At 32.0% G+C, this 25580-nt stretch carries 22 protein-coding genes and 1 pseudogene; 15 read left to right on the top strand and 8 right to left on the bottom strand.

The genetic code is table 11. The annotated features are described in order from the left end of the window. Positions 1-18: 18 nt before the first annotated feature. From neuB to OLM51_RS06165, 11 genes are all read left to right on the top strand, one after another. Positions 19-1059, top strand: coding sequence for an N-acetylneuraminate synthase (neuB, locus tag OLM51_RS06115; RefSeq protein WP_264553469.1), 1041 nt, complete (start codon positions 19-21; stop codon positions 1057-1059). Next, entirely contained in the window at positions 1052-2185 is a 1134-nt protein-coding gene (gene neuC / locus OLM51_RS06120) for a UDP-N-acetylglucosamine 2-epimerase (RefSeq protein WP_264553470.1), read from the top strand. Before neuB ends, neuC begins: the two co-directional genes overlap by 8 nt. Before the next feature lie 31 nt (positions 2186-2216). Continuing rightward, positions 2217-3650: an MBOAT family O-acyltransferase gene (locus OLM51_RS06125; protein WP_264553471.1), complete on the top strand. Its 1434-nt coding sequence runs from the start codon at positions 2217-2219 to the stop codon at positions 3648-3650. After that, positions 3650-4531: a hypothetical protein gene (locus OLM51_RS06130; protein ID WP_264553472.1), complete on the top strand. Its 882-nt coding sequence runs from the start codon at positions 3650-3652 to the stop codon at positions 4529-4531. The genes OLM51_RS06125 and OLM51_RS06130 overlap by 1 nt, the downstream gene beginning before the upstream one ends. A 2-nt stretch (positions 4532-4533) precedes the next feature. Continuing rightward, a complete protein-coding gene (locus OLM51_RS06135) occupies positions 4534-5913 on the top strand; it encodes a hypothetical protein (protein WP_264553473.1) in 1380 nt (459 codons plus the stop codon). A 6-nt stretch (positions 5914-5919) separates the two neighbouring features. Beyond that, complete coding sequence (locus OLM51_RS06140) at positions 5920-7074, top strand: glycosyltransferase family 4 protein (RefSeq protein ID WP_264553474.1); 1155 nt, start codon at positions 5920-5922, stop codon at positions 7072-7074. A gap of 539 nt (positions 7075-7613) precedes the next feature. Beyond that, on the top strand, positions 7614-8624 hold the full coding sequence (locus OLM51_RS06145) for a hypothetical protein (RefSeq protein ID WP_264553475.1): 1011 nt from the start codon (positions 7614-7616) through the stop codon (positions 8622-8624). Continuing rightward, complete coding sequence (locus tag OLM51_RS06150; RefSeq protein WP_264553476.1) at positions 8618-9748, top strand: glycosyltransferase; 1131 nt, start codon at positions 8618-8620, stop codon at positions 9746-9748. The genes OLM51_RS06145 and OLM51_RS06150 overlap by 7 nt, the downstream gene beginning before the upstream one ends. Next, complete coding sequence (locus OLM51_RS06155) at positions 9745-10821, top strand: glycosyltransferase (protein ID WP_264553477.1); 1077 nt, start codon at positions 9745-9747, stop codon at positions 10819-10821. Before OLM51_RS06150 ends, OLM51_RS06155 begins: the two co-directional genes overlap by 4 nt. Further along, complete coding sequence (locus tag OLM51_RS06160) at positions 10821-12170, top strand: O-antigen ligase family protein (RefSeq protein WP_264553478.1); 1350 nt, start codon at positions 10821-10823, stop codon at positions 12168-12170. The genes OLM51_RS06155 and OLM51_RS06160 overlap by 1 nt, the downstream gene beginning before the upstream one ends. Before the next feature lie 58 nt (positions 12171-12228). Then, the gene (locus tag OLM51_RS06165) at positions 12229-13623 is read left to right on the top strand and encodes an exopolysaccharide biosynthesis polyprenyl glycosylphosphotransferase (protein WP_264553479.1); all 1395 of its coding nucleotides are present in this window, start codon (positions 12229-12231) and stop codon (positions 13621-13623) included. Here OLM51_RS06165 and OLM51_RS06170 read toward each other — a convergent pair whose 3' ends face one another. Beyond that, a complete protein-coding gene (locus tag OLM51_RS06170; RefSeq protein WP_264553480.1) occupies positions 13624-14760 on the bottom strand; it encodes a DUF4105 domain-containing protein in 1137 nt (378 codons plus the stop codon). 37 nt (positions 14761-14797) lie between these two features. Beyond that, positions 14798-15781, bottom strand: coding sequence for a PorV/PorQ family protein (locus OLM51_RS06175; RefSeq protein ID WP_264554276.1), 984 nt, complete (start codon positions 15779-15781; stop codon positions 14798-14800). Between the two features lie 317 nt (positions 15782-16098). Between OLM51_RS06175 and OLM51_RS06180 the strand changes: the two genes are divergently transcribed. Together OLM51_RS06180 and OLM51_RS06185 are read left to right on the top strand one after the other, a co-directional pair. After that, positions 16099-16830 (top strand): CDP-alcohol phosphatidyltransferase family protein, encoded by a 732-nt coding sequence (locus OLM51_RS06180; protein WP_264553481.1) that lies wholly within the window; start codon positions 16099-16101, stop codon positions 16828-16830. 10 nt (positions 16831-16840) lie between these two features. Beyond that, positions 16841-17690, top strand: a pseudogene (locus OLM51_RS06185) (glycoside hydrolase family 25 protein). A gap of 39 nt (positions 17691-17729) precedes the next feature. Here the strand turns inward: OLM51_RS06185 and OLM51_RS06190 are convergent. The 5 genes from OLM51_RS06190 to OLM51_RS06210 form a co-directional block, all read right to left on the bottom strand. Further along, complete coding sequence (locus OLM51_RS06190; protein ID WP_264553482.1) at positions 17730-17948, bottom strand: DUF5808 domain-containing protein; 219 nt, start codon at positions 17946-17948, stop codon at positions 17730-17732. 98 nt (positions 17949-18046) lie between these two features. Further along, positions 18047-18787 carry an LPS export ABC transporter ATP-binding protein gene (gene lptB / locus OLM51_RS06195; protein WP_012022391.1) on the bottom strand — a complete coding sequence of 247 codons (741 nt, stop codon included), beginning with the start codon at positions 18785-18787 and terminating at the stop codon, positions 18047-18049. Positions 18788-18928: 141 nt separating this feature from the next. Beyond that, entirely contained in the window at positions 18929-19279 is a 351-nt protein-coding gene (locus tag OLM51_RS06200; protein WP_223679981.1) for a carboxymuconolactone decarboxylase family protein, read from the bottom strand. Continuing rightward, positions 19272-20087 (bottom strand): twin-arginine translocase subunit TatC, encoded by an 816-nt coding sequence (gene tatC / locus OLM51_RS06205; protein WP_264553483.1) that lies wholly within the window; start codon positions 20085-20087, stop codon positions 19272-19274. Before tatC ends, OLM51_RS06200 begins: the two co-directional genes overlap by 8 nt. Continuing rightward, positions 20087-21052 (bottom strand): KpsF/GutQ family sugar-phosphate isomerase, encoded by a 966-nt coding sequence (locus OLM51_RS06210; protein WP_264553484.1) that lies wholly within the window; start codon positions 21050-21052, stop codon positions 20087-20089. The genes tatC and OLM51_RS06210 overlap by 1 nt, the downstream gene beginning before the upstream one ends. Before the next feature lie 88 nt (positions 21053-21140). Between OLM51_RS06210 and recQ the strand changes: the two genes are divergently transcribed. Further along, on the top strand, positions 21141-23336 hold the full coding sequence (gene recQ / locus OLM51_RS06215; protein ID WP_264553485.1) for a DNA helicase RecQ: 2196 nt from the start codon (positions 21141-21143) through the stop codon (positions 23334-23336). Positions 23337-23472: 136 nt separating this feature from the next. Here the strand turns inward: recQ and OLM51_RS06220 are convergent, their stop codons facing one another. Continuing rightward, positions 23473-23712, bottom strand: coding sequence for a hypothetical protein (locus OLM51_RS06220; protein ID WP_264553486.1), 240 nt, complete (start codon positions 23710-23712; stop codon positions 23473-23475). Between the two features lie 304 nt (positions 23713-24016). Here OLM51_RS06220 and OLM51_RS06225 point away from each other — a divergent pair, with 304 nt between their 5' ends. Further along, on the top strand, positions 24017-25576 hold the full coding sequence (locus tag OLM51_RS06225) for an NAD(P)/FAD-dependent oxidoreductase (protein ID WP_264553487.1): 1560 nt from the start codon (positions 24017-24019) through the stop codon (positions 25574-25576). Positions 25577-25580 lie beyond the last annotated feature (4 nt).

A 25580-nucleotide genomic window follows, 5' to 3' on the forward strand; every position in this document is an offset into this window, starting at 1 on the left:
CCCAAATTTTAGAAAATAATGAACCCATACATAGAAATTGCAGGGCGTAAAATTGGACCAGATTTTCCGCCATTAGTTATTGCCGAAATCGGAATCAATCATGAAGGTTCTTTAGAAGTAGCCAAAGAAATGGTTGATGCAGCACACAGAGCAGGAGTTGAGGTAGTAAAACACCAGACTCATATTGTAGAAGATGAAATGTCTGGTGCAGCAAAAAAAGTAATTCCAGGGAATGCAGATGTTTCTATTTATGAAATCATGGAACGCTGTTCACTAGATGAAGATGAAGAATTAGAATTGAAAAACTATGTTGAAAGTAAAGGGATGATTTTTATTTCTACTCCCTTTTCAAGAGCTGCGGCAGAACGCTTGAAAAAATTTGATATTCCGGCCTACAAAATTGGTTCTGGAGAATGCAATAATTATCCCTTATTAGAACATATCGCTTCTTTTGGAAAACCTGTAATTTTAAGTACAGGTATGAATACAATAGAAAGTATCGGAAAAGCGGTTTCGATTTTTGATAAAAATAATATTCCGGTTGCTTTATTGCATACAACTAACTTATATCCAACGCCTATTCATTTAGTTCGTTTTGGTGCAATGGTAGAACTTCACGAAGCTTTTCCAGATAAAGTATTTGGGTTAAGCGACCATACTCTAAATAATAATGCTTGTTTAGGTGCGGTAGCACTTGGAGCTAGTATTTTAGAAAGACATTTTACAGATCATATGCAGCGAACAGGTCCGGATATTATTTGCAGTATGGATGAAAAAGCATGTAGTGAATTAATTGTTTCAAGTGCAGAAATTGCTTTAATGCGAGGAGGAACTAAAAAACCAGCTCTTGAAGAACAAGTTACAATTGACTTTGCTTTTGCTACCGTTTGCGCTATTAAACCAATTAAAAAAGGAGAGATTTTATCTAAAGAAAATATTTGGGTTAAACGTCCAGGGACTGGTAAAATTTTAGCAGAACACTTTAATGATTTAATTGGAAAAATTGCTGCAAGAGATATTGAAAATGATGAACAATTAGATTTTACTGATTTTGAGTAATTCTACAAAAAAAATATTATTTCTAACCGGCACCCGTGCAGATTTCGGGAAAATAAAATCCCTTATTCAAACCTTGGAAGAACGGCAGGATTTTGAAGCTTTTGTTTTCGTTACCGGAATGCATCTGCAGGAAATTTATGGGTATACGCTAATTGAAATTGAACGATGTAATTTTAAAAATGTCTTTACATTCGAAAATCATACGCATGAAACTACAATGGATTTGACATTGGCAAAAACCATTGAAGGTTTGTCAAATTATTGCAAAACCATAAAACCTGATATGATTGTGGTGCATGGTGATAGGGTAGAAACACTTGCCGGCGCCATTGTAGGATCTTTAAACAATATTTTGGTAGCTCATATTGAAGGCGGCGAAGTTTCAGGAACTGTCGATGAATTAATTCGTCATAGTGTAAGTAAACTAAGTCACGTACATTTTGTGTCAAATAAGCAAGCAGCAAAAAGGTTACTGCAAATGGGAGAAGTGAAAGAATCTATTTTTACTATTGGCTCGCCAGATATAGATATTATGTTTTCTAATAATCTGCCTTCTCTTGAAACAGCAAAACAATACTATCAGATTTCTTTTGATGATTATGCACTTGTAATGTTTCATCCCGTTACGACAGAATTTAATTCAATGAAAGAATATGCTGTTACTTTTGTTGACTGTCTATTAAAAGATAATCGAAATTATATTGTTATTTTTCCAAACAACGATTTAGGAAGTCAATTCATAATTAACGAATTTAAAAGATTGGAAGGGAATACTAGATTCAGAATTTTTCCATCATTGCGATTCGAATATTTTCTAACATTATTAAAAAACAGTCAATTTATAATTGGCAACAGCAGTGCCGGAATTCGCGAAGCTCCTTATTATGGAATTCCAATTATAAATATAGGGACTCGCCAGCAAAACAGAGCCGTTCATGCAGATATTATCAATGTCAATTATTCAGAAAAAGACATTCTTGAAGCCCTTTTTAAAATAGATTCTCACAAAGTTCAGTTTTCAGATAATGATTTTGGGGAAGGAAATAGTAACGAATTGTTTTTGCAATCACTAAAGAAAAACGATATTTGGCAACTGAATCACCAAAAACAATTTAGAGATATATAATATCTCTTTAATAATACCATTGTAAACACTTATGTTTTTTAACTCCATAGCATTTGCTATTTTTTTACCAATCGTTTTTTTCCTGTATTGGTTTGTATTTAATAAAAACAAAAGCACCCAAAATGCTTTGTTAATTATTGCCAGTTATTATTTTTATTCTTGTTGGGATTGGAGATTTCTATTTTTATTGGTTTTCTCCACTTTTCTGGATTATTACACAGGGATTCAAATCGAAAAAGGAAAATCAGAGAAAAGCCGAAAATTTTGGTTTTGGTTAAGCATTTTGGTCAATCTGGGCTTTTTAGGAGTTTTCAAATATTATAATTTCTTTGCCGCTTCATTTTCAGAATTATTAAATTCAGTTGGAGTAAAAGCAAGTCCGCTTTTACTGAATGTTATTTTGCCTGTCGGAATTTCATTTTATACTTTCCACGGACTTTCTTATGTTATCGATATTTATTTTAAAAGAATAAAAGCCGAATATAACTTTGTAGATTATTCCTTGTTTGTGAGTTATTTTCCGTTGCTGGTTGCCGGACCAATTGAGAGAGCCACCCATTTATTGCCAGAAATAAAAGTTAAGCGTGAATTTGATTTAGAAAATGCAAAACAAGGAGTTTATCAAATTATTTGGGGTTTAGTAAAAAAGGTAATTATTGCAGATACTTGCGCACCTTATGCCAATGCTGTTTTCGATAATTATACTTCAATGAATTCCTTCTCCCTTATTCTAGGAGCCATATATTTTGCTTTTCAAATTTATGGAGATTTCTCAGGATATTCAGATATTGCACTTGGTGTATCAAAACTGTTTGGTTTAGATTTATTACGAAACTTCAATTATCCTTATTTCTCAAGAGATATAGCAGAGTTTTGGCGCCGCTGGCATATTTCACTTTCTTCCTGGTTTAGAGATTATTTATATATTCCGTTAGGAGGAAGTAAAGGTGGACTTTGGATGAAAATCAGAAACACATTCATCATTTTTGTTGTAAGTGGTTTTTGGCATGGCGCAAACTGGACATATCTCGCTTGGGGATTTATAAATGCAGTTTATTTCCTACCATTACTTCTTTCAAACAGCAATCGAAATAACATGGACACCATTCAGCTCAAATTTAATTTTGATTCTGTAAAAGTGTTTTTAAGCATACTTTACACCTTTGCATTAACCTGTATTGCATGGGTATTTTTTAGAGCCAAAACAATTACAGATGCTGTTTTGTATTTAAAGAGAATTATTACCAGTAAAGATTTTAGTTTTCAATATTTAGATAACGAGCGCTACAGTTACGAACTGTTGCTTATGATTGGATTATTTGTTTTAATCGAATGGAATAATCGCAGCAAAGTAGAACCACTTTCTGGAAAACGGAGTGCCTTAAAAGTAGCTTTGGCAATTTTAGCTATTATGGCTTTTGGAACTTTTTCAGATTATAAAGAATTTATATATTTTCAGTTTTAATGAAGAAGTTTTTAATTTATATAGCTAAAATTAGTGTAATAACTGTTTTAATGGCATTTTTATTAGATGGCTCGTATACGTATATTTTTATGCATTCTAATAATAGAGGAAAAATTGAAAAGGTTTTTAATTCAAAAGCCCAGAAATATGATGTAGTTTTTTTAGGATCCTCAAGGGCAAACAATCATTTTGTGACACAAATGTTTGAAGACAAAGGACTAAAAGCATTCAATTACGGAATGAGCGGTGGACATTTATTTGAAGCTTCTTTGATGTTAAAATTAATGATTGAAAGAAAATATGAAATAAAAAATGTCATTCTCGAAGCCGATTTAAATCTTTCAAATGAACATCAGGCGGAAGGGATTTCAGCAAGATTCCTGCCTTATATTCATAATTCAGAAGTGATTAAAGAACACTTTTCAAATGAAACAGATTTTAATGAGCTGTATTATATTCCTTTTTATAGATATATTAAATATGATAGTAAAATAGGGTTTCGGGAAACTTTTTTTATTTCAATTAATAAAAAAACGAGCGCTTTGGATAATTTGGGTTACTATCCTTTGGTGAAACATAAAAATGGTAATATGAAAAATAATATCGTTAATTTAAACCCATTAAAGCCTAACAAATATTACGAAGAAATTAAAAATCTTTGTAAAGTACATAATATTAATTTCATTCCGGTTATGACACCAATGTGTGAAAACACTAAAGGGATGAATTATTTTGAAAAAGTTAAAAAAGTATATCCGGAAATTCATAATTACGAAAATGTAGTGATAGAAGATAAATACTTTTCTTCTTGCGGACACATGAATGACACTGGTGCAAAAATATTTACAGCAAGAATTCTAAAAGATTTTTTCAATAAATAAAAATGAAAAAAAATAAGATTTTATTATTGTTCCCAGATGGTGTTGGTATTAGAAATTATCTGTTTTCGAATACGTTTAATAATTATAAATCAGAAGAGTTAATTCTGTTTCATAGTTTTGATCCCAACACAATTGCTGCAATTAAGGAAGATTCTTTGATTGTTAATGATATTGTAATTCCAACTTATAAAGAATCTGCAAAGGAAAAATTTTTAAGAGAGTTAATTTGTCTTTCGAGATTATACTATAATAATGCTAAAGTTAACAATCCAACTTTGTTAACCAATTGGAATTGGGAACAAAAAGGATTGTCTAAGAAGATATTTTATAAACTAATACAGATATCATCTATATTTTTTAAAAAATATCCGAGTATTTTAAAACTCGAAAAGATGTATCAGAAAGCCATTCGTCAGAATCCTTTTTACTATCAAGTAAAAAATATCTTGAGCGATGCAAAAGTAAGTCATTTATTCTGTTCACACCAAAGAGCACTTACTGCTGCGCCGGTTTTTGCCGCAGCGACTGACTTAGGAATTAAAACCAGTACCGTAATTTATTCATGGGATAATTTGCCAAAAGCTCGTTTAGCCTTGCGAGCAGATAATTACTTAGTTTGGTCAGATTACATGAAAAATGAATTAAAACAATTCTATTCTGAAATTCCATCAGAAAGCATTCATGTTACAGGAACCCCGCAGTTTGAGTTTTACGATGAACCAAAAAATGTAATTGATAAAGAAATTTTTTATCAGAAATATAATTTAGATTTAAACAAAAGAATTATTTGTTTTTCTGGTGATGACACTAAGACTTCACCAGATGATCCAAGTTACTTAAAAGACATGGCAGAGGAAATTATTAAAGCAAATTTGCAGAATGAATATCAAATTTTATTAAGAAGATGCCCGGTTGATTTTTCAGGAAGATTTGATAAGATCGTAGAGCAATATAAAGATTTAATTAAAGAAGCACCGCCTTTATGGTATTTCAGTAAATCAAAGGAGTGGAATACTGTATATCCAAGTTTTGAAGATGTAAAATTATTAGTAAGTACTGCCTTTTATGCAGATATAGTTGTAAATGTTGGGTCTACCATGGCTTTTGATTTTGCAATGTTTAATAAACCCTGCATATTTATTAATTATGATCAATCAAATAGAAATGTAAAAGATTGGTCTGTAAAAACGATCTATCAATTTCAACATTTTAGAAGTATGCCAAATAAAGATTCAATTATTTGGTTAAATAGTAAAGATGAAATCGCTCAAAAAATTGATATGCAGACGAACAATAATCTTGATATGATTAATTGGAAAGAAATAATCCTTGGAGATTATAAAAATGCATCTAGTAATATTCGACAAGTAATAAATAATTAGGTAAATATGCACATTTGTTTCTTAACAAACGAGTTTCCGAAAGAAGGATTCCCACATGGTGGAATAGGCAGTTTTGTTAAAACGCTGGCAACTGCTTTAGTCAAAAAAGACTATAAAATTTCTGTAATCGGAATTAATTATACTAATAATCGTGAAACTGATGTTTTTGAAGGTGTTAATATATATAGATTAAAAAAAAGTACAATAAAAGGATTCTCGTGGTATTTTAATGCTAAGGAAATTAATAATAAAATTAGAGAAATTCATCAAAAAGACCCTATAAAAATTATTGAATCTTCTGAACTAGGTTTGGCTTTCATTCCTAAAATAAACGGTATAAAGTATATTATCAGATTGCATGGTGGACATCATTTTTTTGCAGAAAGCGAAAATAGAAAAATTAATAAATGGAAAGGGTTTCAGGAAAAAAGATCTTTTAAAAAGAGTGATGCTTTTATAGCTGTTTCTAAGTTCGTAAAAGGGCACACGGAAAAACACTTAAGTTATAATAATAAACCCGTTGTCTATATTAGTAATCCAATTGATACAGATTTTTTTTATCCAATTGAAATGGAATGCGAAGATAAGATTGTTTTTGCTGGAACAGTTTGTAAAAAAAAAGGAGTGCGTCAGTTGATACAATCTTTTCCATTTGTAAAAAAAGAATTTCCAAAAGCAACACTTGAAATTTATGGTAGAGATTGGTTTTTTTTAGACGGTAGTTCCTATATTCAAATGCTGAAAGATAAAGAACTTTATCAATTAGGAGAATTAGCAAATGATATTCATTTTCATGGAGCAATTTCATATAATGATATTCCAAGAGCTTATTCAGAAGCTTCGGTATGCGTTTTTCCATCGCATATGGAAACACAAGGCTTAGTTGCCCCGGAAGCTATGTCTATGAAAAAAGCAGTTGTTTTTACAAAATTGGGACCAGGACCAGAAACGATAAAAGATTATGAAACTGGCTTATTATGTGATCCGTATAATCCTGAAGATATAGCAGAGAAAATTATTTGGATGTTTTCGAATAAAGAAAAAACAAAAGAGATGGGTGAAAGAGCAAGAGAATTTGTGCTTCAAAAATACAAATTGGAAAATATCGTTTTGAAAAATATAGAGTTTTTTGAGTCTTTATTACAAGTAGAAAAAGAATAATTCATAAGGAAAAATAAAATTTCGAAAAGTTTATGCGAAATAACTCTCATATTTGGTTATTATAAAAGAAATGAACTGGTGAAATAATTAGATTTGGCACATTTTACAAAGTTTGAATTTATCATTTTTTTAGGATTAGGGCAGTTTGTAAAGGACCTATTGTAATAAAGTTTTCGGTTATAAAAATGAAATATTGTAGTTTAAAAATTTGGCAACAGTTTCAAATTTTGTTGATATTGAAGAAGAAATAAAGCATTCTAAACATAGGGTAGTCCAGTATGTTGATTTATTTAGTGTGTTATATAAGTAAAATTAAGAAACAAAATTGTAAATAATGAGAACCATTTTTATAACACATAATTATAACGAAAATTCTTTTGTAGTACTTAGTTTTTAGTTAGCTCATTATTTGGTAAATCTGGAAAACAGAGTTTTTTTTGTTTCGTATCGGCCATTTTTTATCGAAAATGAAACTATTCTAAAATGTATGCTCAAATAAATTTGTTTATTTGTAATCTTGTCAAACTAAAATTGTTTTAATGAAATTAGAATTACCATGTTGGACCTCACATCATAATTTGCTATTGTACTCATTTCTGTTTTTTTGTTATGAAAATGATTTTGCATTTAATGTCGTTTTTAATAATAGACTTGCAACAGGCGGAGGAATTATTTATTTAGATGATGATAAAACAATCTTTCTTGATTATTCTGATGATATTAAGTTTATAGATGACCCTAAACGGTATAGTTTTTACTTTAAAAGGTCACTAACTTTTGAAAATTATTCAGGAAATATTTATCCACTTAATTTTCAAGTTAATTATTCTTATAAAGCAATTAACCTTTTAATGAAGTTTAAGCTGAATGATTTAATGAATAGTAGAAATAGAATAGAGATAATACGTGCAATGGATTATTTTAATTTATTCACAAATCTGTCACATAATGCAATGGATGCAAGGTCTTTTCCTACAAGTGTCACTGATAACAATGGAAAAATAATTTTTCATACTAGATTGTGGAACCCAGAAAATCATATAGATCTTGAAGAGAAAAAAAGACGTGAAATTCAGAATCAATTTCGTATTGAAGCGTGTCGCATAATAAAAAGGAATTTTGAAAATTCTTCGGTGGGTATTTTTCCTGATGAGCTGTCAGCTAGAATCGCTCCTGATCTTTTACTAAATGTAAAAAGAATATCTAAAAAAGAATATTTTAAGTCGTTAAGGAATGCTGATATTGGAATCGCTGATGATGGTTTAAAAGATACTCCAGGATGGAAAATAGGGGAATGCTTGTTGTTTGGGAAAGCAGTAATTACAACTCCTTTAAATGTTGTTGTAGAAGATTTTAAAGAGTATGTTAATTATGAAAAATTAAGTGCAAGAGATTCTTATTTAGAATTGCCAGAAAAAATTGAGAGTTTAATTGTAGGTAAGAGATACTGTGAAATGGGACAAAAAAATTTAGAATGGAGTGAAAACTTTTTACATCCAAAGAATTATTTTAAAAGAATTCTGGCTATAACAAAAAGTAAAACATGCTAAAAATTAAGAAATTTGTAATAATTACAAATGTTAATCATATTAAAAATGGTAGCTTTTTTTTTGGATATTCCCCATATGTACATGAAATGGACATTTGGTTAAAGTATGTTGATAAAGTAATAATTGTTGCTCCTTTATCAGAAGGAATTGCAAGTGAAATTGATTTCTCATACAAGAATGAACAGATTGATTTTAAACAAGTACCAGATTTTAATCTTACAAGTTTTAAAAATAGCATATCCTCAATTTTTAAAATTCCTATCATTCTTTGGAAAATATTTTGGGCGATGAAAAATGCTGATCATATCCATTTAAGATGCCCCGGAAATGTCGGTTTGTTAGGGTGTTTTATTCAAATGTTTTTTCCAGGCAAAAGTAAAACAGCTAAATATGCAGGAAATTGGGATTCTAAAAGCAAACAGCCCTGGACATATAATTTGCAAAAACGAATTTTGAACAATACTTTCCTAACTAGAAATATGAAGGTTTTAGTTTATGGAGAATGGAAGAATCAATCAAAAAATATTAAGTCTTTCTTTACGGCAACATATTCAGAAAATGAAAAAAAACTAATTCAAAAATCACCTCTGGATTTAGTTTTAGAATTTATTTTTGTTGGAAGTTTAGTTTTGGGAAAATCTCCCATTTATGCCATTAAGTTGGTTGAAGGGTTAGTTAAAAAAGGGCATAATAGTGTTTTAAATCTATATGGAGATGGGGTTGAAAGAGATATTTTAGAACAATATATAAGAGAGAATCAACTCGAAAATTTTGTCTTTTTGCACGGAAATCAAAATAAAGAAACAGTAAAAAAAGCCTATCAAAAGAGTCATTTTGTGATTTTGCCTTCTAAAAGTGAAGGCTGGCCAAAAGCAATAGCAGAAGGGATGTTTTGGGGCTGCGTTCCATTAGCAACAAAAGTTTCCTGTGTTCCCTACATGCTTGATAATGGTAAAAGAGGTATTTTGCTGGATATGAATCTTGAGAAAGATTTAGCACAAATTGAAAATATGCTTTTTGATAGTAGTGGTTTTAGCGAAAAAAGTAAATTAGCAATCGAATGGTCTCAAAAATTTACAACTGATATTTTTGAAGCAGAAATTAAAAAGCTGTTAGTAAAATGAGAATTGTTCAGATAATAGATTCTTTAGAAGCTGGGGGAGCCGAGCGTATGGCAGTAAGTTATGCAAATTCACTAGCAAAAAAGATAACTTTTTCCGGTTTAATTGCTACTAGAAGAGAAGGGAAATTACTTTCTCAAATAAATGAAAATGTTTCTTACCTGTTTTTAAGGAAAACAAAAAGAATAGATTTTCGAGCCATTTTCAAATTAAGAAAATATATAGTAAAAAATGAGGTTAATATTGCTCATGTACATAGTTCTTCTTTTTTTACAGCTGTTTTAGTAAAGCTAACGCTGCCAAAACTTAAAATTATCTGGCACGATCATTATGGGTCACGACCAAAGGAATCAAGAAAGCAAAATAGAATTTTAGTGCTTTCTTCATTTTTCTTTTCTTCCATTTTTGTAGTTAATTTGCAGCTGAAGAAGTGGAGTGAGGATAATTTACAGTGTAAAAAGGTTTTTTTTATTCCAAATTTTGCCTTCGTAAAAAATGAATATGAGAAAATAACTTACTTAAAAGGGGAGCAGGGCAAACGTATTGTCTTTCTGGCAAATTTAAAAGACCCCAAAAACCATATAGTAATTCTTAAGGCTTTTAGAGATTTAAAGTTGAATGAAACAGATTGGAGTTTGCATTTAATTGGTAGAGATTATAATGATATTTATTCTCAGCTGTTAAAAGATTTTATAAAATCTAATTCATTAGAAAAACATATACATTTGTACGGTGATAGAAATGATATTAAACATATATTATCTCAATGTTCAATTGGAGTTTTGGCCTCAACTGATGAAGGTTTTCCAGTAACTTTATTAGAATATGCTTTAGAAGGTCTCGCAGTTATGTCAACAAATGTTGGATATTGTTCAGAAATTATTCAGGATAATAATACTGGATTATTATTTAATCCATTAAATCAATCTGGGATAATGAATCAATTGTATACAATAGTTGAAAGTGAATCATTTAGAAATAAATTAGGAAATCATTTTAAAGACACTGTTATTAAAAATTATTCAGAAGAAAAGGTGATAGAAAAACTAATCAGGTCTTATAAAAAAATAACGTAATGAAAAAAAAGTCATTGTCATATAGTTTTCTTGTACTGATTCATATAATTATTGCTGTGATGATTTTTAGTTTACCTTTTTTGTCTAAAATTTATGCATTATTGATTCCTGCTTTTGGTCTTTTGATCACTGTTCGAAATAAAAATAGAAATAATGAAGTTATTCTTGTTTCAGCTTATCTGGTTGGAGTTGAGGTTTTTTTACGGATGACGGGAGGTAATTTTAATAATGAATATATAAAGTTTCTTATTGTGTTTTTTATGTTGGTGGGAATGCTATATAGTAACTTTTCTAAAAAGGCTCTTATTTTTGGTTTGTTTTTATTGTTGTTAATTCCGGGAGTTTTAGTTACAAGTACAGCTGATAATTTTAATTTAGATATTAAAAAAGCAATAATTTTTAATTTATCCGGCCTTATTTGTCTAGCAATTGCTTCAATATATATGCTAAAGAAGAGATTATCTTTTTCAGAACTGCAAAATATTGTAATAACAATGGGAATGCCAATAATTACAATAGCTACATATTTATTTTTGTTTAATCCTAGTGTTAAAGATGTTGTGAAAGGTACCAACTCTAATTTTGAAACTTCTGGAGGCTTTGGACCTAATCAGGTTTCAACTATTCTGGGATTAGGAATCTTTATTTTCTTTACTCAATTGATTTTGTTTTCAAAATCAAAAAAAGAAATCATTTTAAATGGACTGCTATTAATTTTTACAGCATACAGAGGGGTTGTGACTTTTTCCAGAGGAGGAGTTATAACGGGTGTAATCATGATTCTTTTTTTATTGTTTTTATTATACTGTTTTTCAAACAACAAGGGTAAAAGTAAGATTAGTTTTGTTGTTATTTTAACCGGATTAATTGCAATAGGAGTTTGGGGTTATAGCTCTTTACAAACAAGAGGTTTGATTGAAAAGCGTTATGCAAACCAGGATGCAAAGGGACGAACAAAAAAGGACCGTTTAGGAGGTAGAGAGGCTGTTATAGATTCAGATTTAAAAATGTTTTTTGATAATCCTATACTCGGTATTGGTCCTGGATTGGGAAAAGAAGTGAGAAAAGAGACAATTGGTCACGCTGTTGCAGCACATAGCGAGATCTCGCGTATGTTAAGCGAGCATGGTTTATTTGGTATTTTTGGTTTACTTATACTTTTAATAACCCCATTTACAATATATATAAACAACCCTCAACATTTGTATTTTTTGTCTTTTTACTTTTTTTGGCTGCTTACCATAAACCATGCAGCCATGCGGATCGCTGCACCGGCATTTGTATATGCTTTAACATTACTTTCTGTTCAGGTAAAAATTCCGGATAAAGCAGAAAATTCTCTCGATTAATATCTTTTTTTTTATGATACATTTGCCCCCAATCAAAGAGCTTAAAAAAACAGACTACATGGTTTCCAATAAAAAAATGCACTTCGAAATTTCGGAAAGAAAAATACTACTTCGTGTTTTTGATGCTGCTTTTATTTTGTCGGGACTGTATTTGTTAAGCACCCTGTTTAATTATCAGTATTTTGTTTTAGATTACGCTCACTTTTTTAGACCTCTTTTGTTAATTGCCTATATTCTTGTGTTTGGTGTAATTTTCGAGATGTATAATCTTCAGGTTTCGAGTAATCAGTTTCAGATTCTTCGAAGTGTGATTTTTACAGTGACGACGTCGATTTTGGTTTACTTATTTACTCCGATTTTATCTCCTGAATTGCCTAAGCAACGTTTAGTTATTTTAATTTTTTACTTTACTGTTTTAAGCACACTTCTTTTTTGGCGGTTTTTTTATGCAATTTTTCTTGCTTCACATCGGTTTTCTCAAAGTGTGGTTTTGATTTGTGATCAGGATCAGGTAGAAGAGTTAGTCTTAGGACTTGAAAATGTAGACCCACATTATAAAATAATTGGCTTTGTAAATTCAGATTCTGTTTCTGTAGAGGATTCTAAGTTTCATTATGTAAAAGAAATAAAAAAGGATGATTTGGAAGCATTCGTAAGAAAAAATTACGTTTCAGAAATTGTAATTGCTTCTCAAAAAACGGAAGGAATCACTGCCGATTTGTATCAGCAACTATTACATTTACTGGAATCCGGAAATATAATTAGAGAATATACTCAGGTTTATGAAAATAAAACACAACGTATTCCTGTACATCATATAGAACGTGACTTTTATCGTTTTTTTCCATTCAGTCGCAGTAATAGTAATAAGTTATATTTGATTTTAATACGTTTTTTTGAATTGGTTTTTTGCTCTGTAGGTTTGTTCTTAGGGGCACTTTTTATTCCGGTTATTTTGATTGGAAATCTTATAGGTAACAAAGGAAGTTTGTTTTACACTCAGGAACGTGTGGGGAAGCACGGAGCTCTTTTTAAGATCTATAAGTTTAGAACTATGGTTGAAAACTCTGAAGCTAACGGAATTGTTTTTGCAACCACAAATGATAAACGAGTAACACCTTTTGGAAAATTTATGCGTAAATCAAGATTAGACGAGTTTCCGCAGTTTATCAATATTGTAAAAGGCGATATGGCAATTATTGGCCCAAGACCAGAGAGACCATTTTTTGTGGAAGAAATTGCACAGATCATGCCTTTTTATGAAACCCGTCATGTTATTAAACCAGGTCTTACAGGTTGGGCTCAGGTTAATTATTCTTATGGAGAATCTATAGCAGAAAGTTTGGTAAAACTTCAGTATGATTTATACTATATTAAACATCGTAGTGTTTTTCTTGATTTAAATATTGTTTTCAAAACCTTTACAACTGTTTTGTTTTATCGCGGACAGTAATTAGATAATAATTGGAATACGCTTTTTGTTTCTAAGAGCTACTCTTACTAAAACAAATCCGCTTGTAATTATCATTGGTAATACAATAAAGAAGTGCGCTTTGTTGATTAAGATAAAAATATAAATAATCAGGAATAATAAATGTAAAACGGCAAATCTATATGTCCATCTTTTATTTTTAAGAAGCGAAAAAACAATCAAAATCAATAATAGCGGGCTAAACAATAATATGTTATAATTCATTGCCAATTCGTGGTGAAAGGAATAAAATCCAACCGTAACAAAAAAGATTCCCATTAAGGATAAGATTAAAAGATAGATTTTATCTGCAATTTTATTATGTACTAGTATTATAAAACCCAATATCACAATATAAGTGTAAATGTTATTCCACCATGAAGTTGGTGTTTCTTTTTCAAAACTTAACAGAGTTGTACTTTTTTCTGCTAACGGATGATTTTGAAAAGTAGTTTTTTCTAAACTGTTTTTCAATTCAAAAGGCAAAAATATCTTCGTACCCAATTGATCAACTTTTGTTCCGAATATTATACTAGTTCCTAATTGATCATAGAAATGTCCATTAAAATAAGGGAAAAGTATAGAGCGGTAAGTTTTATCAGTATCTCCAACTTTAGTAATTACACTTCCATTTAGAGTTTTATTAATAATGTCTACCACCATTGAGGTACAGTTTTTATCAATAAATTTATATGTATAGTAGCGATCTTCAGTAAGTAAAGTGGCATTTAAATTATCAAAAAGTTTTTGTTTTAAATCTTGCGAAATAACAAGTTCTTGTTCAAAGACACTTCTTTTCTCATAAGTATATTCATTCATGAAATCTGCAAATGGATGAACGACTACAAAATATTGTAGATCTCCTTTTGCAAATTTGGCAACAAAATTTGGAGTTCTAAAATCGAAAGCACCATAATTATATACCAAATCAATATTGTTTGCGGTATCTGCGACGCGTATAGCGGTATGCCCAAAATAAGAATAAGTCTCATTGCCAAGCCCACAAGTAATAACGCTTATTTTAGCATCTTTCGATAGGGGCAAATTTTGGCCAAAACCAATGAAACTTAGTAATAATAGTAAACAAAAAAGTGTTTTTTTGAAAAGGACATTTTTCATAATTTAAAATTTTAAGAAGTTTAATCGGGTTGTAATATTATCTAAAGATACCTAAATCTACTTTTAAAGAAAAAATATTAGAGTAAAGGGCTGTACTTTGATTTCCTAAATCAGTCAAAGCATAATCAACCTGAATACCTTTATATTTAAAACCCAGTCCAATATTAGGCTGAAAATTTACTTTTTCGGTATTATCAAGTTGTGTTACATTCTGGAAATTTCCTGCTCCTGCTCTCAAAAAGACAAGATCGGTATATCCAAATTCAAAGCCAATTGCAGGATCAATACTTACAGCTTTTGTAGAAATAATATCATTTGTTTGTTCAAAACGCATATTTAGATTTGTGGCAACCAAAAGACTGTAATCATAATGAAAATCAAACTTTTTTGAAACTCCTAATTGTGCTTTTGGCAGTGTTATTTCGGTACTTTCAGGGAGTTCATTATTTTCTCCCGGAATAGCATTGGCAATTTTTGCATATTCCTTCTCATCAATATTCCAGACATTATAAGTTGTGGTAATATCACGAAGCATCAAGCCAAATTTCCAGTCATTTCGCTCAAACTGAAGGCCAAAATCAAATCCAAAACCCCATGAGTTAGCAAATTTCCCGATAATTCTTCGGATTACTTTGGCATTTATACCATATTGAAAACCTTCTACAGGCAGTTTTCTGGCATATGAAAAAGTAAAGCCATAATCTGCGGTAGAGAATAAACTTATCCGGTTATAATCGATATTACCTTGACTATCGATTAATTGAGTGGTATCCATAATATCATCAACACCAAATCGTATCATAGAGATTCCCCAGGCACTGCGATCATCAATAGGGCTGGCATATCCTATGTAATCATATTGCGCAATATTGGCAAAATAATTGGCGTGCATTAGTGAAATTTGATGATCTTCAAGATGGGTTAAACCAGCCGGATTCCAATATACAGAATTGACATCGTTTGTAGAAGCAACAACGGCGCTGGACATTCCTAATGCTGCCGCATCAACACCAATATTCATAAACTCATTCGAATACTTTCGAACGGTTTGTGCATACTGTGCAGTAAAACTCCAAAATAATAATAACGTAAAAAGTTTCTTCAACGGTTATTTTTTTGCAGACTGAGGCCTGTTTTTAATTTTCATCAAAAATATAATATTTTACTCAGCAAATTTATTCCTTTTGAGAAATATTGCGAAAGATCCTTTTTTATGAGGCTGGCTTTTATGAGTAATAATATTGTGTTCAAACTTTAGTAACAATTTTTGTTACGAATAGTAATAAATGTTGTTTTTTATGCGAAATTTGCTGTTCATTATATATCAAAATCAAAAACATGAATATCAAAAAGCACATTCCGAATTTAATTACTTTAATTAATCTTTTTTGTGGCTGCGTTGCAATAGTTTTTATTTCTAAGGCTGTCGAAACAGGAGATTCTTTTAACTACGAAATGGCTTTTTACATGGTTTGTCTTGGAATCTTTTTCGATTTTTTTGATGGTTTTTTCGCCAGGTTATTCAAAGTTTCAAGCCCGCTTGGCCTGCAGCTGGATTCTTTGGCAGATATGGTAACAAGCGGAGTTGCTCCTGGGTACGTAATGTATACCATGTTTGCGAATAGCGGACATCAAATAGGTACAAATGCTTTTATTCCGTTTTTAGGATTTATAGTAACATTAGGTTCTTGTTATAGATTGGCTAATTTTAATATTGATACACGTCAGACAGATTCATTTATTGGTTTACCAACACCAGCATGTTCATTATTTATGTTGAGTTTGCCTTTGGTTTTGAAGTTTTCAGATTCTTTAATGTTGCTTGAAATTTTAACTAATCAATGGGTTTTATTAGTAATCACTTTATGCAGTGCTTATATCATGAATGCTGAAATTCCGTTATTTTCTTTAAAATTTAAAAAGTTTACTTTTAAGGATAATATATTGCAGATTGTGTTTCTTGCTATTTCTTTTGTTTGTCTTCTATTACTTCAATTCGGTGCAATTCCTGTGATAATTATTATTTATATATTGTTGTCGATCATAAATAATATCTTTCTGAAAAAGTAGTTGTATTCGAATGGCAAGAAAAACCACAAGACGAACTTCATATTCTCGAAAATCAGAGCCTTCTTTTTTTAGAAAAGTTATCCGATTTATTGTATTCTCTTTTTTCGCGGTGCTTATTTTAGGAATGTTTTATCACTATCGCGCTGGATTAGCTTACTATCTGGGTTTTAAATCAGAGAAAGTTCTTGATGAAGATGAGGTAGATAAACATCTTTCGGATGTTAGAAACATTAGAGTTCTCGAAAATCATAAAGGAAAAGTAGTCGGAATTGATGTTTCTGAATTTCAAGGAAAAGTAGATTGGGATGAGGTAGAAGTTCTTGATGAGAAATACCCTGTGCAATTTGTTTTTATTCGGGCTACCGCTGGAAACGATCGTGTTGACAGACAATTTAAAAAAACTGGGAAGGAGCAAGAGAGAATAAAATTATTCGGGGCGCTTATCATTATTATCGCCCAAATGAAAATTCTATAGAACAAGCTGATCTTTTTATTAAAACAGTAAAACTGCAAAAAGGAGATTTACCACCGGTTTTAGATATCGAAAAATTACCCAAAAATCAACCTTTAGACAGTTTGAAGAAAGGATTAAAACGCTGGTTGACTAAAGTTGAAAAACATTATCAGGTGCGCCCAATCATTTATTCGGGAGAAAGATATTATTCTGATTTCTTAAAAGAAGAGTTTGGGGAATATTTATTCTGGATTGCCAACTATAATTTTTATAGAGAAAAAATTGAGGACGACTGGTTGTTTTGGCAGTTTACAGAAAAGGCTTCCTTGCCGGAATAAAACACCGTGTAGATGTTAATATTTATAATGGAGATTTAGAGCAACTGCAATTTATTACGGTTGAGTAGGGTGTAAGTCTCGTAATTTAATTGCGGCAAGTTTTTAATTTATTTTGATAAAATGAGAGCAATTATTATAACTAAAGGCAATAGCAGTAATACAGAATAAGGATTGGCAAAATTTATAGTATAACCCATCCATTGAATCTTTTTGGGAGGAAGCAATCTTTTGTCTTTTGGATTATAATAAATGAAACCTAAATACCAATTTTTTGGGTCTTTATGCCAATTATCGTAATCTTCCTGAGTTGGTTTTTCTGATTTCATTCGAGAGTTTTTGTATGAAAATTGTAACCTGTAAGATGAAAAAAAATGGTAAAAAGTAATTTTATATTTTACTTTTTACCATTCATAATATAACTTTTTTAAAATTCCAATTTCTTCTTACGAAGTTCGAAGTTTTGACCAAGATAAACACGGCGTACCATTTCATCTTCTACTAATTCTTCGGGAACTCCTGCTTTTAGAATTCCTCCTTCAAACATTAGATAAGTTTTGTCAGTAATGGCCAAAGTTTCCTGAACGTTGTGATCTGTAATCAGGATTCCGATATTTTTGTTTTTAAGCTGAGCTACAATTCTTTGGATATCCTCAACCGCAACAGGGTCAACTCCGGCAAAAGGTTCGTCCAATAAGATGAATTTTGGATCTGTAGCCAATGCACGCGCAATCTCGGTACGACGACGTTCTCCTCCGGAAAGTAAATCCCCACGGTTAGTGCGAATATGTTCTAAGCTAAATTCCTCGATTAAACTTTCCATTTTAGCGATTTGGGCTTCTTTAGAAAGTTTTGTCAATTGTAATACACTTAAAATATTGTCTTCAATACTTAATTTTCTAAAAACAGAAGCTTCTTGTGCCAGATATCCAATTCCTTGCTGTGCACGTTTGTACATTGGGTAATCGGTAATATTCAGGTCGTCAAGATAAATGTTTCCTTGATTTGGTTTTACCAATCCTACAATCATATAAAAAGAGGTAGTTTTTCCGGCACCATTTGGTCCTAGAAGTCCAACGATTTCTCCTTGGTTTACTTCAACAGAAATTCCTTTTACAACACTTCGGCCTTTATAGGTTTTGATTAAATTATCGGCTCTTAGCTTCATTTTTTTTAATTAGATAATGTCAATTTGATAATGAGATAATTATATCTGCTTGGGCAAAATAAATGAAAATAAATCAACGAGATAAATGAATTAACATATTGTCAAGAAATTATCTAATTGACTAATTATTAAATTTTCTAATTATTTCCCCGCTTCTTCAAGAGCTTCCCAGAACTCATAAGCTCTTCTTAAATGAGGGATTACAATTGTTCCTCCAACCAAAGTGGCGATTCCCATTGCTTCCATCATTTCTTCTTTAGTAACGCCTTCTTTGTGGCTTGTTTCTAAGTGATATTTTACACAGTCATCACATCTTAAAACTGCCGATGCTACTAATCCTAAAAGTTCTTTTGTTTTTACATCAAGAGCTCCGGGTGCGTAAGCATTGGTGTCAAGATTAAAAATTCGCTTTACAATTTTGTTATTGTCAGCTAATAATTTCTCGTTCATTTTAGAACGATAGTCGTTAAATTCTTGTATGATATCAGACATTTTCTTTCATTTTATTTCTGTAAACAATCTTTGAAATCAGGATACTCACTTCGTAGATTATTAACATCGGGATTGCTACAATAGTTTGACTTACTACATCTGGAGGGGTTACAATTGCAGCAATAATTAAAATAATTATTACCGCGTATTTCCAGTATTTTCTTAAGAAGGTCGGAGTAACCAGACCTAATTTGGTTAAGAAATAGATAGCGATTGGTAATTCGAAAAATATGGCACTACCAAGAATACTCGTTTTTACCATTCCCATATAAGATTCAAGTGTAAATTGATTTTTTACAACATCGCTCACGGAGAAAGTTGCAACGAAATTTACAGACATCGGAATCACAACATAATATCCAAACAATACTCCTAAAAAGAAAAGTAATGAAGAAGTGAAAATAAAAGTTTTTGCATTTTTACGTTCTTTCTCATATAAGGCAGGACTAATAAACTTCCAGATTTCCCATAAAATATAAGGAAAACTCAAAATGAAACCAGCCAAAAGACACATCCACACAAATATGTTAACCTGTCCTTCCATTTCGGTATTCTGAATAATGAAATTCAGTTCGGTGATACAAATACTGTCAGCAAATCCTAGTTGGTGTGATAAATCACAAAACCATACATAAGTAAAAAATGTAGGTCTTATTGGGCCCAAAATAATTTGATCAAACAAATAATCACTCACAAAATAAGTAACAAATGCCATAATGCATATAGCAATTGTACTTCTAACTAATAACCATCTTAATTCTTCAAGATGATCTAAAAATGACATTTCGCCAAGATTTTTCTTTGCCATTATACGATTCCTTCTTTTAAAATGTCATGTAAATGTAATACTCCTTTATATTCGCCATTGTCCGCAACAATAAGCTGTGTTATTGAGAAATCTTCTAAAATATTCAAAGCTTCAACCGCCATGGTTTCAGAAGACACTAATTTAGGGTTTTTAGACATAATGTCTTTTGCGGTTAAATCTGCGATAGAATCTCTATCGTTCAGCATTCGTCTGATATCTCCATCGGTAATAATACCTACTATTTTCTCATTTTCGATAACAGCGGTAACTCCTAATCTTTTTTCAGAAATTTCAAAAATAGCTTTCTTGATTGAGGTGTCAGGGCTAACAGCTGGTTTTAGTGAATGTTCGATCATATCTTTTACACGAAGCAATAATTTTTTGCCCAATGCACCTCCAGGATGATAAATAGCAAAATCTTCGGGTTTAAAATCACGCATTTCCATTAAACAAACGGCTAATGCATCACCCATTACAAGTTGTGCAGTAGTGCTGTTTGTTGGGGCAAGATTTATAGGGCAAGCTTCTATTTCAACAGTGGTATTCAAAACATAGTCCGAACCTTTGGCTAAAAATGAAGTTATGTTTCCGGTCATTCCAATTAAAATGTTTCCAAACCGTTTTAATAACGGAACTAAAACTTTTATTTCAGGGCTGTTTCCGCTTTTTGAAATGCAGATAATGATATCGTCATTTTGTATCATTCCCAAATCTCCATGAATTGCTTCTGAAGCATGCAGGAACATCGATGGGGTTCCTGTCGAGTTAAAAGTGGCAACCATTTTTTGTGCAATGATGGCGCTTTTTCCTATCCCTGTAACGATCAATCGGCCTTTGGTTTCGTAGATGCGCTGTGTGGCTTCGTAGAAATTTTCGTCAAGAAAATCAATTAATTTTGTAATCGCCTCACTTTCAGATAGTATTGTTTTTTTGGCGATCGCCAATATATTTTCTTTTGTGATCAAAACAGAATATTTAAAATTTGTATGTATAAAAGAAAGTTGTATCTTTATGTGTTGCAAATTTATACAAAAATATCCATTAAAATAAAGAATGAATTCAAACGAAATTGAAATACACAAGGAATTAAAGAAGTATTTCGGCTTTAGCCAATTTAAGGGCTTGCAGGAGCAAGTCATTACGAGTATTTTAGGTAAGAATAATACTTTTGTAATTATGCCTACTGGCGGTGGAAAGTCTCTTTGTTATCAATTACCCGCTTTAATTCAGGACGGAACAGCAATTGTTGTTTCGCCTTTGATTGCTTTGATGAAAAATCAGGTTGATGCAATTCGAAGCCTCTCGTCTGAAAATGGAATTGCGCATGTGCTCAATTCTTCTCTCACAAAAACAGAAATTGCTCAGGTAAAAAAAGACATTAGTTCTGGTTTAACGAAGCTTTTATATGTAGCTCCCGAATCTTTGACCAAAGAAGAGTATGTTGCTTTTCTTCAAAGTGTACCTATTTCTTTCGTTGCAATAGACGAAGCCCACTGTATTTCAGAATGGGGTCATGATTTTAGACCGGAATACAGGAATCTTAGAAATATTATTAAACAATTAGGTCAGGTGCCTATTATAGGACTTACCGCGACTGCAACTCCAAAAGTTCAGGAAGATATTTTAAAAAACCTGGATATGTCTGATGCAAATACTTTTAAAGCATCATTCAACAGACCGAACTTGTACTACGAAGTTCGTACAAAAACTAAAAATATAGAGTCGGATATTATCCGTTTTATTAAACAACATAAAGGCAAGTCTGGAATTATTTACTGCCTGAGCCGTAAAAAAGTAGAATCGATTGCCGAAGTTTTACAAGTTAACGGAATCAGTGCTGTTCCATATCACGCAGGTTTAGATGCGAAAACACGAGCGAAACATCAGGATATGTTTTTGATGGAGGATGTAGATGTGGTTGTGGCTACTATCGCTTTCGGGATGGGTATTGATAAACCAGATGTTCGATTTGTAATTCATCATGATATTCCAAAATCTCTTGAAAGTTATTATCAGGAAACAGGTCGTGCCGGACGAGATGGTGGTGAAGGACATTGTTTAGCTTACTACTCTTATAAAGATGTAGAAAAATTAGAGAAATTCATGTCCGGGAAACCAGTTGCAGAACAGGAAATTGGGTTTGCTCTTTTGCAGGAAGTTGTGGCTTATGCCGAAACTTCGATGTCGCGCAGAAAGTTCCTTCTTCATTATTTCGGTGAAGAGTTTGACAGCGAGACAGGAGAAGGTGCAGATATGGATGACAATGTTCGTAATCCGAAGAATAAAATTGAAGCAAAAGACCAAGTGGTTAAATTGCTCGAAATTGTTCGGGATACCAAACATATTTATAAATCAAAAGAGATTGTATTTACTTTAATTGGGCGCATAAATGCAGTAATTAAAGCGCATAAAACAGATTCGCAATCCTTTTTTGGATCGGGTGCAGATCATGACGAAAAGTACTGGATGGCCTTGCTTCGCCAGGTTTTAGTAACAGGTTATTTGTCAAAAGATATTGAAACTTATGGTGTTGTAAAAATTACCAAAGAAGGTTTAGATTTTATCAAAAAACCAGTTTCGTTTATGATGTCTGAGGATCATGAATATAGCGAATCTGAAGACGAAGCAATTGTGACCGGAGCAAAATCATCCGGAACTGCAGATGAAGTTTTGATGGGAATGCTTCGTGAATTACGTAAAAAAGTGGCCAAAAAATTAGGAGTTCCTCCATTTGTTGTTTTTCAGGATCCTTCTCTTGAAGACATGGCTTTAAAATATCCGATTACTTTAACTGAGCTATTCAATATTCATGGAGTAGGTGAAGGAAAGGCTAAAAAATATGGTGGCGAATTTGTAGCATTGATCAGTCGTTATGTTGAAGATAATGATATTATTCGTCCAGATGACTTAGTTGTAAAATCTACAGGAGTTAACTCTGCTAATAAATTATACATTATTCAGAATATCGATCGAAAATTATCGCTGAATGATATTGCTTCTGCGAAAGGTTTAACAATGGATGCTTTGATTAAAGAAATGGAGCAAATCGTTTATTCCGGAACAAAACTAAATATCAAATATTGGGTCGATGATATGCTTGATGATGATCAGCAAGAAGAAATTCACGATTACTTTATGGAATCAGAATCGGATAAAATCGAAGATGCTCTTAAAGAATTTGATGGCGATTATGATATTGATGAATTGCGTTTGATGCGTATTAAATTTATTAGCGAAGTGGCTAATTAAATTCCAACCCTTTGGGAAATTCCAAATAAAAAATTCCAAATAAAAAATTCCAAATTCCAATGCTACAGATTGCTTGGAATTTGGAATTTATTTTTTTTGATTGTTTTTGGAATTTGGAATTTCAAATATTGGAATTTTACTCCGTATAAACTTCCCCTCGATGCGGTTTCAAAGCATCTCTTACCTGAATCATATTTTCATCGGTTACAACCATAAATGCAGTTGCATACATGTCGTTTATGATTTTATATCCAGTGATATTCAAGGGTAGTTTTTCAATTGCGATATATTCTTTTAAATGAATTTCATGATGCTCGGCTGTCTTTGCAGAAGCCGGACCGCGAAAATCCCAAATCAGTTTTATTTTTCTAGACATTCTTTTTTAAGGTGCAAAGGTTCAGAGAGGCAAAGGTACAAAGTCTATTTTGAAAAAAGATTCTGAGGTTCTGAGTTTTTTTCTGTAGTGACGCACTGAAGTGTGTCTAACTGTTCTAAAAGAAATCTTTTTAATCATGATAATCTGTGGCTAAAAAGAAATTAGAAAGATCGTAAAGCTTTGTGGGTAGGTAAATGTAAAATCTGCATGCAAATTCTATAGTAAAGATAAAATCTCATTTCAAAATAGTACTTTTGCATGTTCTTTTCATAGAAAGAAAAGCTAATAGAATAAAAAAGATACAATGCCAAGAGAACTTTTACTTCAGGTAACTCCGGAAATAGCTGCAAACGAATTGTTGCTAAAAGACTATTTGTCTAAACAAATAAAGGTTTCTCCTAAAGAAATTCAACACATTTCTATTTTAAAACGTTCGATTGATGCGCGTCAAAAAGCGATTAAAATCAATCTGAAAGTTATTATTTATTTGCAGGGAGAACCTTTTCAGGAGACTAAAATAGAGCTACCTATATATAAGGACGTTTTTTCGGCACAAGAAGTGATTGTTGTTGGAGCTGGTCCTGCGGGACTTTTTGCTGCTTTGCAATTAATAGAGCTAGGTTTAAAACCAATTTTGCTTGAACGTGGAAAAGATGTTCGCGGACGCAGACGTGATCTAAAAGCAATAAATGTTGAACATATCGTAAACGAAGATTCTAACTATTGTTTTGGTGAAGGCGGAGCCGGAACGTATTCTGATGGGAAATTATATACACGTTCTAAAAAACGTGGAGATGTAACTAGAATCTTAGAGCTTTTAGTAGCCTTTGGAGCTTCAGAAGATATTTTGATAGAAGCGCATCCACATATTGGAACGAATAAACTGCCGAAAATTATTGAAGATATCCGAAACAAAATTATCGAGTTTGGTGGTCAGGTTTTGTTTGAAACCCGTGTAACGGATATTTTGGTTAAGAACAATGAAGTTGAGGGAATCGTTACTCAAAAAGGAGACAAAATTCTGGCGAATAAAATAATTCTGGCAACGGGACATTCTGCTCGCGATATTTTTGAATTATTAGATAAAAAGAAAATTTTTATAGAAGCAAAACCTTTTGCTTTAGGAGTTCGTGCGGAACATTCACAGGAATTAATTGATAGCATTCAATACAGTTGTGATTATCGCGGGGAGCATTTACCGCCGGCACCGTATTCTATCGTAAAACAAGTAAACGGTCGCGGAATGTATTCATTCTGTATGTGTCCGGGTGGGGTAATTGCCCCTTGTGCGACAAGTCCGGGAGAAGTAGTTACAAATGGTTGGTCGCCATCAAAACGTGATCAGGCGACGGCAAATTCAGGAATTGTAATCGAATTGAAATTAGAAGATTTTAAACCGTTTGCAAAATTTGGAGCTTTGGCGGGAATGGAATTTCAAAAAAGCATCGAGCAGAAAGCATGGCATCTGGCGGGAAGAACTCAAAAAGTACCGGCACAAAGAATGATCGATTTTACACAAAACAAAGTTTCATCAGATATTCCGAAAACATCTTATGTTCCCGGAACAACTTCAGTTGAAATGGGGCAGGTTTTTCCGGGATTTTTATCTCAGATTTTACGTCAGGGATTTCAGGAATTTGGAAAATCAATGCGCGGTTATTTGACCAATGAAGCCATTTTGCACGCTCCGGAAAGCAGAACGTCATCACCAGTAAGAATTCCGAGAGATCCAATGAGTTTAGAACATTTGCAAATCAAAGGTTTGTATCCGTGCGGAGAAGGAGCAGGGTATGCGGGCGGAATTATCTCTGCTGCTATCGATGGTGAAAAATGCGCATTGATGATTGCGGAATCCTTGAAATAATTGG

The sequence above is a fragment of the Flavobacterium sp. N2038 genome, from assembly GCF_025947185.1.
Classification (GTDB): Bacteria; Bacteroidota; Bacteroidia; order Flavobacteriales; family Flavobacteriaceae; genus Flavobacterium.